This is a genomic window from Photobacterium angustum (assembly GCF_002954615.1).
In the GTDB taxonomy this organism is placed as follows: Bacteria; Pseudomonadota; Gammaproteobacteria; order Enterobacterales; family Vibrionaceae; genus Photobacterium; species Photobacterium angustum_A.
Genome location: NZ_MSCJ01000001.1, coordinates 2,076,071 through 2,089,175, shown reverse-complemented (window position 1 = coordinate 2,089,175; position 13,105 = coordinate 2,076,071). Strand labels below are relative to the sequence as shown.

Genomic DNA, 13,105 nt, shown 5'->3' with positions numbered 1-13,105 from the left:
ACCTTGACGGAATACCGTGAGGATATCGCATTTTATTTTATACCACTATGATATTGTTAATAAAATGTCGTATCTTCATTGGCATTTTATCCATATTCAACCATAATATATAAATACTGATAGCTATCTTGTTGCACATAAACAACATGATTAAAAAACGTTATTAGAAGTATATTATTTTGAGTATTAGCATACTCATCACTGCAGTTGACTATGGATGGATTTGCAATGACTTCGACAACTCTTTTTCCGCCTCATGGGCGTTTAATGACAAAATTAACTGCGCTTGGCCCTTACTTACGTGAGAAAAAATCAAAAGAAGGTCAGTTCTTTTTTGATTGTTTAGCCAGTTGTGTTAATGCTGATAAAGAGCCAGAACAACGTGAATTTTGGGGCTGGTGGTTAATTTTAACGGCAACCGATAATGGTTATGAATATTGCTATGACTTTGGCCGTTTTGATTTAAATGGTGAGTGGAACAGTGGAAAGTTACCCGCGAAGCATAAAGATGCGGTAATGAAAACATTATCAGATTTTCACGGTAAGTTGACGCCATTTATTGTTGATGAATGCCAATTAACGTTATCTTCATCTTCAGAACTCACGCAAACACCGCTTACTGAGCTAGCATAAATAATTTGCTCAAAATTTATAAAACCCATCCAATGAAGTGATGGGTTTTTTTGTATCTTTTTTTTACATATTGCTGTCTGAGACAACCGAATTTAGCGGCTTAATGATAATTTTGTGTGATTTGTAAGCGTTTCAGTTGGTTAACTAAATATTTGCGTACTTATATCTATTTAGCCACTGTTTTTCTCTTGTGCTTTATTAGCAGTATTGATAAAACAAAGTACATATTATTTCTTTATATTTTGTTTGATCCCCATGGCAGATACCAAAAATACTAATGCTCGAGAGCAAGACCTTGCAGCATCTGCTGCATCACAAACAATTGTTGTTAAGTTGGGCACCAGTGTTCTTACTGGCGGTACGCTGAAGTTAGATCGCGCCCATATGGTTGAGCTTGTCCGTCAATGTGCGATGCTTCGTCGTCAAGGACATAAAATTATTATTGTCACATCTGGTGCAATTGCAGCAGGACGTGAGCATTTAGGTTACCCCGAACTGCCCAAAACAATGGCGAGTAAGCAATTGCTGGCAGCGGTTGGTCAAGGTCGCTTAATTCAAGAGTGGGAAACCTTATTTGGTATCTATGGGATCAATATCGGTCAAATGCTATTAACGCGCGCGGACTTAAACGATCGTGAACGTTATTTAAATGCGCGTGATATGTTAGTCGCCTTACTAGATAACGGTATTGTTCCTGTTGTAAATGAAAATGATGCGGTAGCGACAACAGAAATTAAAGTGGGTGATAACGATAATTTATCCGCACTTGTCGGTATTTTAGGTGGCGCAGATAAATTATTACTGATGACCGATCAGCCTGGTTTATTCACTGCCGATCCACGTAATAACCCTGACGCAGAGCTCATCCGCGAAGTACATACTATTGATGAAACATTACGTAAATTAGCGGGGGGGACTGTTGGTGGTCTAGGTACTGGCGGTATGGCAACAAAACTACAGGCCGCAGATGTGGCTCGTCGAGCTGGTATCGAAGTGATCATTGCTGCTGGTCGTCGCCCTGATGTCATTATTGATTTAGCGGAAGGTAAATCTGTAGGTACGCGTTTCTTACCACTGGAATCACCATTAGAAAGCCGTAAGCGTTGGATTTTAGCTGGGCCTCCTCCAGCCGGTGACATTGTTATTGATGATGGCGCTGTCATTGCTGTGCAACAACGTGGGAGTAGTTTACTTGCGAAAGGGATCACCATGGTAAAAGGTGATTTTGAACGCGGTGAAGTTGTGCGTATCTTTGATAAACAAAATAACCTATTAGCACGTGGTATTTGCCGCTACTCGAGTGTAGATATGGCAAAAATTGCAGGAAAGCATAGCCAAGAAATCCACCTTGTGTTGGGTTACGAACATGGTCACGTGGCTATCCATCGTGATGATATGGTAGTTATTTAAAAACGACATGTATGTATAAATACAGATAAGCATTGGCATCACGACAAGGATTAATAGAGGAATTATTGTGAATCTTGAATTAATGGGACAAGCGGCACAACAAGCAGCTTTCGAGTTAGCAACAACGGCAACAGCGGTTAAAAATAATGCCTTAGCGATTATTGCTGATGAATTAGAAAGTAATAAAGACATTATCTTAGCGGCGAACAAGCTAGATATTGATGCTGCACTTGAATCAGGTATGTCTGATGCATTAGTTGATCGCCTATTACTAAATGAATCACGTTTAGCGGGTATCGCAAATGATGTGCGTAATGTGATTAATCTTAATGATCCTGTTGGTGCAGAGCTTGATAGCCGCGTACTTGAAAATGGCATGCGTTTAAGTCGTCGTCGTGTTCCATTAGGTGTTGTTGGTGTGATTTATGAAGCGCGTCCGAATGTTACGATTGATATTGCTGCACTATGCCTAAAAACAGGTAACGCCAGCATTCTTCGTGGTGGTCGTGAGACATTCCATTCCAATATGGCACTGGTAAAAGTGATTCAAGTGGCACTGGAAAAAGCAGGGCTTCCAGCCGCTTCTGTACAGTACATAGAGCAACCCGATCGTGAACTCGTTTCACAACTGCTTAAGCTTGATCAATACGTGGATATGATCATTCCTCGTGGTGGTGCAGGTTTACATAAAATGTGTAAAGAAAACAGCACGATCCCTGTGATCATCGGCGGTTTTGGTATTAGCCATATTTATGTTGATGAAAGTGCCGATCTTACTCGTTCTTTAGATGTGGTTGAAAACGCCAAAGTACAGCGTCCATCAGCCTGTAATGCGTTAGATACCTTATTGGTAAATGAAAAAGTAGCAGAAGCCTTCTTATCGCGTTTAGTTGAGCGTATGAATAAAGCCAAGGTCGAGTTGGTTGCTGATGAAGCAGCCTATAATCTACTTGAAGGTAAAGCGGCTTCACTGCGTAAGATAGTAGAAGGTGACTTTGATACTGAATGGTTAAGTTACACTTTAGGTATTAAAGTGGTAAACGATGTGGATGAAGCCATTTTCCATATGCGTAAGCACAATGCGAGCCATTCAGATTCAATCTTAACCAATAACCTGCAGTCGGCAGAACGTTTTGTTAATGCGGCAGGCTCTGCGGCTGTTTATGTGAATGCGTCTACGCGTTTTACTGACGGTGCACAATTTGGTTTAGGTGCTGAAGTGGCTGTATCGACTCAGAAACTGCATGCTCGCGGCCCAATGGGGTTAGAAGAGCTAACGAGTTATAAGTGGGTGGGTGTTGCTGATTACTTAAGCCGCGCTTAATCGTTAAATAAAATATAAAAAGCTGCCTGCTAGTAGTCACTAATTGGCAGCTTTTTTATGTCTATAATTTTTGCTTTTTTATTCTTTGTTGTCTTCTTTATCTTGAGATACAGGATCTTCTTGTTTACTGAGAGGGTGTTTGTCGTCAAACAGTTTGTTCTTTTTCTGCATCCCAATCTTCATATAAGCGGTATATTTTAGCGCTGCAATGTTGCTAGCGATGACGGCAACAATAATAAAAGAGATCACCCAAGGGTTAAAAAGCCATTCCATATTAGCCTCACTAATTTAGTGATAAAGAGTATTTTTAGAATAACACTTTTATCGACCACTTAGCTTATATATTAGTCATTAATGGCAATAAAAAAGCAGCCAGATATTTCACTTCTTAGGTGAAATACGTTAGCTGCTTTGAGTATTGAATGCGTTTGTTATTACAGTGCTTTTTCTAATACTTTTTGGTACATGTCGGTTAGCTTTTCAAGATCTGCGACTTTTACACACTCATTCACTTTGTGAATAGTGGCATTTACAGGGCCTAACTCAACCACTTGCGCACCGGTACGAGCGATAAATCGACCATCCGATGTACCTCCGGTAGTGAGGAGTTCAGGTTGCTGGTGGTTTACTTCTTCAATCGCGGCAACAACCGCTTCGACTAGCGTACCTTTATCGGTAAGGAATGGATGACCGCTTAATGTCCATTTCAAGTCGTAATCTAAACCATGAGCATCTAATACTGAATGCACACGACGCTTTATTTCTACATCCGTTAATTCGGTACTAAAGCGGAAGTTAAATTGCACTTCAAACTCTCCAGGGATCACATTTGATGCGCCCGTGCCTGCTGCAACATTCGGGATCTGGAAACTGGTTGGTGGAAAATACGCATTGCCGTTATCCCATGTGGTGGCAGCAAGTTCAGCGAGGGCTGGTAATGCTTTGTGAATGGGATTATTGGCAAGGTGTGGATAGGCAACGTGTCCTTGAATACCTTTTACGGTTAAATCACCGGTAATTGAGCCACGACGTCCGTTTTTTACAACGTCTCCAACGTGATGAGTACTTGAAGGCTCACCGACAATACACATATCGATTTTTTCGTTACGGGCTTCAAGAGTATCAACTACACGGGTTGTACCGTTGATAAATGGCCCTTCTTCATCTGAAGTGATGAGCAGGGCAATTGAGCCTTTGTGATCTGGGTTTTCTGCGATGAAGCGCTCAATGGCAACAATCATACATGCTAGAGAGCCTTTCATATCAGCAGCGCCACGGCCGTGAAGGTAGCCATCGATAATCGTTGGTTCAAACGGCGGTGTATGCCATTGTTCAACAGGGCCTGAAGGCACCACATCGGTGTGACCGGCAAAAACAAACAGTGGTGCTTGAGTACCACGGCGAGCCCAAAGGTTGGTGGTATCTTCAAATACCATGGTTTCGATAGTAAAACCTAATTGCTCAAGACGAGCGATCATTACATCTTGGCAGCCTGCATCTTCAGGTGTAACTGATGGGCGACTCATTAAATCTTTAGCAAGCGCAATAACTGGGCTATCAGACATCCTTGTATCCTTGTTATTGTTGATGGAAAATTTCTTGGTATTGAGCAGGTTTAAAACCTAAGTAGTACGCATCATTGTGTACTAATAGCGGGCGCTTGATCATTGCTGGTTGCTCTAACATTAGGGCTAAGGCATTGTCGCGGTTTAAGCTATTTTTTTGCTCATCAGTCAGTTGACGGTAAGTCGTTCCACGTTTATTAAGCATGGCTTCCCAGCCTAGTGCTGTTTCAAACGTTTCGAGTTGAGCGCGATCTAAGCCATCAACACGGTAATCATGGAAAGTGTATTCGATATTTTCTGCTTCTAACCACTTTTTCATTTTCTTGATAGTGTCGCAGTTTTTGATGCCGTAGGCTGTAGTACTCATAAAAGATCTGACTTGATTCTATTTTAATGGATAGTCTTTTATAACGAGATTACGCAATGACCGCAAGTGTTGTTGTTTGTGAGGTGATTGTAAGGGATTGAAAACGGTATTGTTAACAAAAACAATAATACTTTTTTATTTTTTATATTTAATAGAAGTAAAGATAAAGCTGGCTTGATCAATCTCAACATAAATATTTTCCACTGCTTAATAATATGTGGAATATTTTATGGAGGCCTCAATGGAACTGAATCCGGTTTTTGCCCGTCGACTTTATTTAGCATTGTTAGTAGAACATACAGAGAGACCTAATGTCCCGCGTTTGGTTGAGCAAACAGGTTGGCCGCGTCGCACTATTCAAGATGTATTAAAAGCGCTACCTAGCATCGGTATTGAGCTTGCTTTCATTCAAGATGGTCGCCGTCATAATGATGGTTACTATACGCTGAGTGATTGGGGGCCATTTGATTTGGAATGGATCAAAGAAAAAGAACCCTACTTATTAGCGGCGTTATCCTAAAAATTAAAACGCATAATACGTCACGTGTTATGCGTTTTTAATAGGATTTTATTGGCCTTGGGCTTCAAGGTATAAAATAGTGGCAGCCGTACGGGATTTTACTTGTAGCTTTTTGAGTAAACTTTTCATATGTACTTTAACCGTTGCCTCTGAGATAAAGAGCTGCTCGGCTATTTGTCGATTACGTTGACCTTTTGCCACTTCTTGTAAGATTTGCGTCTCTCGGTCTGTTAATTGTGACAAAATATTAGTCGGGGTATTGGGTGATTCAAGACATTCTTTTACGATATCACTGTAGGCTTTCCCGCCACATAATGCAGATTTTAGCTGTTCAATTAACTCGTCAGGTTCAGTATCTTTGAGTAAATAACCGTCAGCGCCAGCATTGAGTACTGTTTTAATATCGCTTCGACTATCAGAGACGGTTAATATAACAATACAGGCAAGTATCCCTTCATCACGCATCGCTATTAGCGTATCAAGACCGGACAACCCCTTCATATTTAAATCGAGTAAGATCAAATCTGGTGATTTTTCATGGGCGAGTGCGATAGCATCATTACCATTACTGGCTTCACCCACTAATTGGAAGTCTGATTCAATACTTAATAGTTGGCCTATTCCTCGACGCATTAGAGGGTGATCATCAACAATCATGACTTTCCAGCATGTCATAGTTTTATCCTTTCTGTAATGGGAATAGTAGGCCGATAACGCTACCTTGATTGATTCCCGATTGTATTTTTAATTGACCCTGTAGCCGTGATGCGCGCTCTTGCATAATACTTAAACCGTAATGATCACGTTTACTCTTGTTAAGGTCGAATCCTTTACCATCATCGATGATCGTGACATGAATATGCTGATCGGTTTGTTGACAGTTTACGGTAATTTCATCGGCGTCTGCATGTTTAATCGCATTTAATACTGCCTCTCGAATAATTTGTAACAAGTGAACTTGGTTATGGGCATCTAACGCCATTGATGATATTTGATTATCTATAATTAAGAGTGCGTCGGTTTGCTCTTCTAATGGTTCTAACATTTGATTTAAGGCTTCACCAAAATTGGCATCTTTAATTGTCAATCGAAATGTACTAAGTAATTCGCGCAGTTGGGTATAAGCGTTACTTAACCCTTCTTCAATATCATGGACTGTTTGATGGATATTTTCGTTTTGATCGCTTTGATTGAGTTCTCTTTTCAATAAGGCTAATTGAATTTTCAAATAGGAGAGCGATTGTGCCAATGAATCATGTAACTCACGGGCAATGGTCGCGCGCTCTTCCATTAGTAATAAATATTCCGCTTGTTTTTGGGCACGGTTGTAATAGATAGCGCGAGCAAGGATTTGAGATATATTATTAATTAACGCCTTATCAGGACAAGGTAAAGTGTACTGCCACCAAAGTTGTCCCATTAACTCACCATCGATATACAATTCGTTATATTGCCAATGTTGACCTGCTTGTTGACCCACTTGAATCTCTGATGTGCTGCTATTTGGTTCTGCAATGATCAGTTTTGCACCAATTAAACCATCAATAGCAATCATGGTTTCAAGCATGTTTGTAAATTGTTCTCGGGTTAAATGACTAACAGAAAGTTGTTGTGAACAATTATAAAGCACTTGGAGTGATTCGTTTGCATGACGCAAGCGGTGGGTTTTTTCATTTACACTGCGTTCTAATCCTTGATAAAGCTGTTCAAGATCTGATGACATTCGACTGAACGTATGAGCAAGAATACCCAGCTCATTATTGCTATTGTTTAATAAATTTAATCGAAAATTTTTACGTTTTACTTGCTTACAAGCATCAACAAGATCATTTAAAGGAGCAACAATTTGTTGGCGTGTATAACGAATGGTATAGAGCACAATCAAGAAAATTAAGCTAAGACCTACCGCGCCAATAACAGCGAGGCGTTGTATTTTTAATTCTGATGAATACTGTAGCTCAGCCACAAAAGTGTCAATACGGTTCATAAAAGGAGCAACATGCTGAATAAAAATAGTGTTGTTGTCGGCCTTAAGTATAGGGTGAAGCTCTTCCCAGCGCAGAACGATGTGGTTGTAGTGCTGTTGGATCTCTGTAGAGGTAAACCAATAAGAGAGCTCTTTCATTGGCGCGGAATAGAGTGAGTGTTCAAATTGTTCAATATGTGTAGATAAAAGAGGTGATTCAGTTTCAACATCAAAAGCTAATCGATAGCTTTGCATGCGTAAAGAACCTGCAATATTAATAGCTTCAGCATCATTTTGACTCGAAACCAATGTCATTAATGCAAGTGCCGTTGTTATTATCGAAATGATTAAAATTAACACTAAAGAGCGCGCTATCGTCGCTGTTACAGAATGTGTCGTTTTTTTCCTATTCACAGCAATCCTTTCTGTTACTTACCCTGAAAATATTAATAGCTTAATTTTAGATGTAGACAATCACACGAATAATGTGAGCTTTATCGGCTAGATTTATTGATCTAGAACAAATAACCCTATCAATTACCCCTAAGGGGGTATTTAAGCAATTATTTCATTATTTAGAATTAATGTATAAAAAGATGAATAGTTTATTAATAGGTGCTGTTTTAGTGATTTGGTGAATATTTTATCAGTCATGTGACATAAACAGTACAACGATAGAGGTAATGATGGTTGATCGTTTAAGACGTTCATTATTCACACGCAAAACACCATCAAACATCCCACGCTTACCTTGGCTTAGTCATGCAGATACTTTTACCGATCTTTGCTCTCGTTGTGAACGTTGTATCGAGCGTTGTGAGACAAACATCATAGTGAAAGGTGATGGTGGTTTTCCTCAAGTGGATTTCAGCCAAGGTGAAGGTGAATGCACATTTTGTTATCAGTGCGCAGAGACTTGTCCCGAATCGCTATTTCTTGCCGAAACAGAACAGCCATGGGCCATCATTGCAACGATTAATGAAAGTTGTATGGCATATAAAAATATTGAGTGCAGAAGCTGTGGCGATATGTGTGAGTCCCAAGCGATAAAATTTCAATTACAGGTTGGAAAAATCGCGATGCCAACTATTACAGAAAAAGACTGTACTGGCTGTGGTGCCTGTTTATCTGGGTGCCCTGTATCAGCAATAACAATTAATCGTGTAGAGAACAATGCACAGTAGTACACATCAAAGAGGGTCTGTATGTCTTTACAAGAAGTACATATATCAAGTCTCGTGGTTCATGTAAAACCTGAGTACTTACAAGAAATAAAAGAACAGATCTTAGCAATGCCAAATACCGAAATACCGGGCGATAGTGAAGAAGGGAAAATCATTGTAGTACTTGAGACGCAGAACCAAGGCTACGTGACCGATACCATAGATAAAATCAATAATTTAGAAAATGTGTTAATTACTTTTTTGGTGTATCACCAAATAGAGCACTTTGAGACGCAACCAGAGGGCAACTCATGAAAATGACAAGACGCGCATTTGTTAAAGCAAATGCTGCCGCTTCAGCTGCGGCTGTTGCAGGTATTACCTTACCCGCGTCAGCAACTAACTTAATTGTAAGTTCTGATGAAACAAAAATTAAATGGGATAAAGCGCCGTGTCGTTTTTGTGGTACAGGCTGTTCTGTTTTGGTGGGTACCCAAAACGGTCGAGTTGTTGCCACTCAAGGCGATCCTAAAGCGCCAGTAAATAAAGGACTTAACTGTATTAAAGGTTACTTCCTATCAAAAATCATGTACGGCAAAGATCGTTTACAAACGCCGATGCTACGTATGAAAGATGGAAAATATGATAAAGAAGGCGAATTCACTCCAATCTCTTGGGATCAAGCTTTTGATATCATGGCTGAAAAGTGGAAATTATCCTTAAAGAAACATGGTCCATCAGGCATAGGTATGTTTGGTTCAGGTCAATGGACGGTGATGGAAGGTTATGCGGCATCAAAAATGATGAAAGCAGGCTTTCGTTCTAACAATATTGATCCTAATGCTCGACATTGTATGGCGTCAGCAGTTGGTGGCTTTATGCGTACCTTTGGTATTGATGAGCCAATGGGCTGTTATGATGATTTTGAACATGCTGATGCATTTGTCCTTTGGGGCTCTAATATGGCAGAAATGCATCCAATTTTATGGACTCGTATTACTGACCGTCGTTTAAGCAATCCACATGTTAAAGTCAATGTACTGTCTACTTATTATCATCGCTCTTTTGAACTCGCTGATAATGGCATGATCTTTAAGCCCCAGACTGATTTAGCCATCGCTAACTTTATTGCCAACTACATTATTGAAAATGACGCGGTGAATTGGGATTTTGTAAATAAACATACTCATTTCAAACGTGCACAAACCGATATTGGTTATGGTCTACGTGACGATAATCCACTACAACAGCAAGCTGCTCACCCGAATTCAGGTGATATTTTCCCAATGAATTTTGAGGAATACAAAGCTTCTGTTGCTGAGTATACGCTTGAAAAAGCATCTGAAATGTCAGGCGTTAAACCTGAAAAGTTAATTGAGCTGGCGAAGTTTTATGCTGATCCTAAAACTAAGGTGATGTCACTATGGACGATGGGGATGAATCAGCATACCCGTGGTGTATGGATGAACAGCTTGGTCTATAACCTGCACTTATTAACCGGTAAAATTTCAACCCCAGGAAATAGTCCATTTTCATTAACGGGTCAACCTTCAGCTTGTGGTACAGCACGTGAAGTGGGGACATTCTCTCACCGTTTACCTGCTGATATGGTGGTTGCGAATCCTAAGCACCGAGCCATTGCTGAAAAAATCTGGAAGTTACCTGAAGGAACGATTCCACCAAAGCCTGGTTATCATGCTGTAGTGCAAGATCGCATGCTCAAAGATGGCAAAATAAATGCCTACTGGGTGATGTGTAATAACAACATGCAAGCCGGCCCTAATATTAATGAAGAGCGATTACCGGGTTACCGTAATCCAGAAAACTTCATTGTCTGCTCTGATCCTTATCCAACCGTTACCGCACAAGCATCCGATCTTATTTTACCTACAGCAATGTGGGTAGAAAAAGAAGGGGCATATGGTAATGCAGAGCGCCGTACACAGGCGTGGTACCAACAGGTACAAGCATCGGGCGATGCTAAGTCTGACTTATGGCAAATCATGGAATTCTCTAAGCGCTTTACTATTGAAGAAGTGTGGGGAGAAGAGTTGGTTAATAAAATGCCAGAATATCGTGGGAAAACCATGTATGACATTTTATTCCGCAATGGACAGGTAGATAAATTTCCATTAAGTGAAGCGCAAGAGCTTAATGATGATGCAAAAGCGCAAGGCTTCTATGTTCAAAAAGGCTTGTTTGAAGAATATGCGGCATTCGGTCGTGGCCATGGCCATGATTTAGCCCCTTACGATACATACCACCAAGTTCGCGGTCTACGCTGGCCGGTTGTTGATGGTAAAGAAACGCAATGGCGCTTTAAAGAAGGTTCAGATCCTTACGCGAAAAAAGGCTCGGGTTGGGATTTTTATGGTAAACCAGATGGTAAAGCATGGATTATTTCTGCACCTTATGAAGCACCACCTGAATCTCCTGATGCTGAATTTGATATGTGGCTATGTACAGGTCGAGTATTAGAACATTGGCATACAGGCACCATGACTCGTCGTGTTCCTGAGTTATATAAAGCGGTGCCAGATGCGCTGTGCTATATCCACCCAGAAGATGCTAAAACACGCGGTTTACGTCGTGGTGATGAAGTTGCAATCTCGAATCGCCGAGGTGAAGTACGCTGTCGAGTAGAAACGCGAGGTCGTAACCGCCCGCCACAAGGTTTGGTTTTTGTGCCATTTTTTGATGCACGAATTTTAGTGAATAAGTTGATTCTTGATGCAACTGATCCACTGTCAAAGCAAACAGATTTCAAAAAATGTCCAGTTAAAATCAGCAAGGTATAAGCCTGCTAATGATGAGCTGAAAAGTCAGCTCGTCACTATTTAGCATTAGCCCGTTGGCGGAGAAATTTATGAAAAGAATACTTATCGCAATGCTTGCAATTAGTGCCTTCATTGCAGGTACAGTTCAAAGCGAAGAGCCTCAAAAGGAAACGGCGAATGTTGTGGCTGAGTTTAATAACCCAGGCGGCATCGGCGGCGTTGAATCTTTACGTGGTATGGCAGAATTAGAAACAACGCGTCCAGCTGATCCAATGAAGCACTATCCTAAAGATCAAGGTGTGATTGATAGCGACTATGTTTATCAGCCGCCATTAATTCCTCATACAATCAGAAATTATGAAGTATCACTCAATGCAAACAAATGTTTAGCATGTCACAGTTGGAAAAATGCCAAAGAAATGGGCGCAACTAAAATTAGTGTGACGCATTATATTTCACCGCAAGAAGGGCAAGTGCTTTCTGATGTATCACCAAGCCGCTACTTCTGCCAGCAATGTCACGTCCCTCAAGCTGATGCAAAGCCATTGGTTGAGAGTGATTTTAAACGTGTAAATGCATTGCGATAGGGTAGTTAAAGGCTAAGGACGATATATGAAGCTATTAAAAACGTTTTGGATACGCTTAAAAACACCCAGCAAAGTGGCAGTCGGTTTAGTTCTCTTCATGGGCTTTATTGGTGGGTTACTTTTCTGGGGAGCATTTAACACTGGTATGGAAAAAACCAATACTGAAGAGTTTTGTGCTGGATGCCACGCGCCGATTGTTGAGGAGATCCGTGAAACTATTCACTTTTCAAATCGCTCTGGTGTTCGTGCTATTTGTTCTGATTGTCACGTCCCCCATAATTGGACAGATAAGATTGTACGTAAAGTGCAGGCATCAAAAGAAATTGTGGCTCACTTAATGGGAACGATTGATACAACAGAAAAATTCCAAGCTCGCCGTGCCCATCTTGCTGAACGTGAGTGGATGCGGATGAAGAATAATAATTCTCAAGAGTGTCGTAACTGTCATGAATTTGAATATATGGACTTTTCCGAGCAGGGGCAACGTAGCGTTAAGCAACATTCGACGGCGTTAGCATCAGGGGATAAAACGTGTGTTGATTGCCACAAGGGTATTGCACATAAACTGCCTGATATGAAAAATATTGAAGGTTGGCAATAAACCTAAGGAGATAAGATGAGTACATTAGAGTCAGTGATTTGGCATATACTCGGTTACGCAGCAATGCCTGTGATTATTCTATCTGGGTTTGCTGTAGTAGCAGCTATTTGTATTTGGCTACTTTCGCTAGGTAAAGATAAGAAAATTAGCGAATAGGCCAATATTCGGTATAAAGAAATAATAAGCCGTCCT

General features: G+C 40.6%; 15 protein-coding genes. 10 read left to right on the top strand and 5 right to left on the bottom strand.

The features are described 5' to 3' along the window. Positions 1-228: 228 nt before the first annotated feature. The 3 genes from crl to BTO08_RS09125 all read left to right on the top strand — a co-directional run bounded on the left by crl (position 229) and on the right by BTO08_RS09125 (position 3,367). Positions 229-633, top strand: coding sequence for a sigma factor-binding protein Crl (gene crl / locus BTO08_RS09135; RefSeq protein WP_005370150.1), 405 nt, complete (start codon positions 229-231; stop codon positions 631-633). A 255-nt stretch (positions 634-888) separates the two neighbouring features. Beyond that, positions 889-2,043, top strand: a complete 1,155-nt coding sequence (gene proB, locus BTO08_RS09130; protein WP_105060753.1) for a glutamate 5-kinase — start codon at positions 889-891, stop codon at positions 2,041-2,043. Positions 2,044-2,125: 82 nt separating this feature from the next. Continuing rightward, positions 2,126-3,367, top strand: coding sequence for a glutamate-5-semialdehyde dehydrogenase (locus BTO08_RS09125; protein ID WP_105060752.1), 1,242 nt, complete (start codon positions 2,126-2,128; stop codon positions 3,365-3,367). Positions 3,368-3,445: 78 nt separating this feature from the next. On the opposite strand, the gene BTO08_RS09120 is transcribed toward BTO08_RS09125, so the two are convergent. The 3 genes from BTO08_RS09120 to BTO08_RS09110 form a co-directional block, all read right to left on the bottom strand. Further along, complete coding sequence (locus BTO08_RS09120; RefSeq protein WP_105060751.1) at positions 3,446-3,640, bottom strand: DUF2897 family protein; 195 nt, start codon at positions 3,638-3,640, stop codon at positions 3,446-3,448. 161 nt (positions 3,641-3,801) lie between these two features. After that, positions 3,802-4,932, bottom strand: coding sequence for a succinyl-diaminopimelate desuccinylase (gene dapE, locus BTO08_RS09115; RefSeq protein WP_105060750.1), 1,131 nt, complete (start codon positions 4,930-4,932; stop codon positions 3,802-3,804). Positions 4,933-4,945: 13 nt separating this feature from the next. Next, positions 4,946-5,299: an ArsC family reductase gene (locus tag BTO08_RS09110; RefSeq protein ID WP_005370164.1), complete on the bottom strand. Its 354-nt coding sequence runs from the start codon at positions 5,297-5,299 to the stop codon at positions 4,946-4,948. A gap of 241 nt (positions 5,300-5,540) precedes the next feature. Here BTO08_RS09110 and BTO08_RS09105 point away from each other — a divergent pair, with 241 nt between their 5' ends. Beyond that, complete coding sequence (locus BTO08_RS09105; protein WP_105060749.1) at positions 5,541-5,819, top strand: winged helix-turn-helix domain-containing protein; 279 nt, start codon at positions 5,541-5,543, stop codon at positions 5,817-5,819. Between the two features lie 48 nt (positions 5,820-5,867). Here BTO08_RS09105 and BTO08_RS09100 read toward each other — a convergent pair whose 3' ends face one another. Both BTO08_RS09100 and narQ read right to left on the bottom strand, forming a co-directional pair. Continuing rightward, a complete protein-coding gene (locus tag BTO08_RS09100) occupies positions 5,868-6,494 on the bottom strand; it encodes a response regulator (protein WP_005370168.1) in 627 nt (208 codons plus the stop codon). A 4-nt stretch (positions 6,495-6,498) separates the two neighbouring features. After that, a complete protein-coding gene (gene narQ / locus BTO08_RS09095; protein ID WP_105060748.1) occupies positions 6,499-8,199 on the bottom strand; it encodes a nitrate/nitrite two-component system sensor histidine kinase NarQ in 1,701 nt (566 codons plus the stop codon). Positions 8,200-8,471: 272 nt separating this feature from the next. On the opposite strand from narQ, the gene napF reads away from it, so the two are divergent. The 6 genes from napF to BTO08_RS09065 all read left to right on the top strand — a co-directional run bounded on the left by napF (position 8,472) and on the right by BTO08_RS09065 (position 13,069). Next, positions 8,472-8,969, top strand: coding sequence for a ferredoxin-type protein NapF (napF, locus tag BTO08_RS09090; RefSeq protein WP_198038457.1), 498 nt, complete (start codon positions 8,472-8,474; stop codon positions 8,967-8,969). A 21-nt stretch (positions 8,970-8,990) separates the two neighbouring features. Then, entirely contained in the window at positions 8,991-9,263 is a 273-nt protein-coding gene (locus tag BTO08_RS09085) for a chaperone NapD (RefSeq protein WP_105060746.1), read from the top strand. Then, positions 9,260-11,746, top strand: coding sequence for a periplasmic nitrate reductase subunit alpha (napA, locus tag BTO08_RS09080; protein WP_105060745.1), 2,487 nt, complete (start codon positions 9,260-9,262; stop codon positions 11,744-11,746). The genes BTO08_RS09085 and napA overlap by 4 nt, the downstream gene beginning before the upstream one ends. Positions 11,747-11,814: 68 nt before the next feature. Next, positions 11,815-12,312: a nitrate reductase cytochrome c-type subunit gene (locus BTO08_RS09075; protein ID WP_105060744.1), complete on the top strand. Its 498-nt coding sequence runs from the start codon at positions 11,815-11,817 to the stop codon at positions 12,310-12,312. A 25-nt stretch (positions 12,313-12,337) separates the two neighbouring features. After that, positions 12,338-12,913: a NapC/NirT family cytochrome c gene (locus BTO08_RS09070; protein ID WP_105060743.1), complete on the top strand. Its 576-nt coding sequence runs from the start codon at positions 12,338-12,340 to the stop codon at positions 12,911-12,913. Between the two features lie 15 nt (positions 12,914-12,928). Further along, positions 12,929-13,069 carry a TIGR02808 family protein gene (locus tag BTO08_RS09065; protein ID WP_105060742.1) on the top strand — a complete coding sequence of 47 codons (141 nt, stop codon included), beginning with the start codon at positions 12,929-12,931 and terminating at the stop codon, positions 13,067-13,069. Positions 13,070-13,105 lie beyond the last annotated feature (36 nt).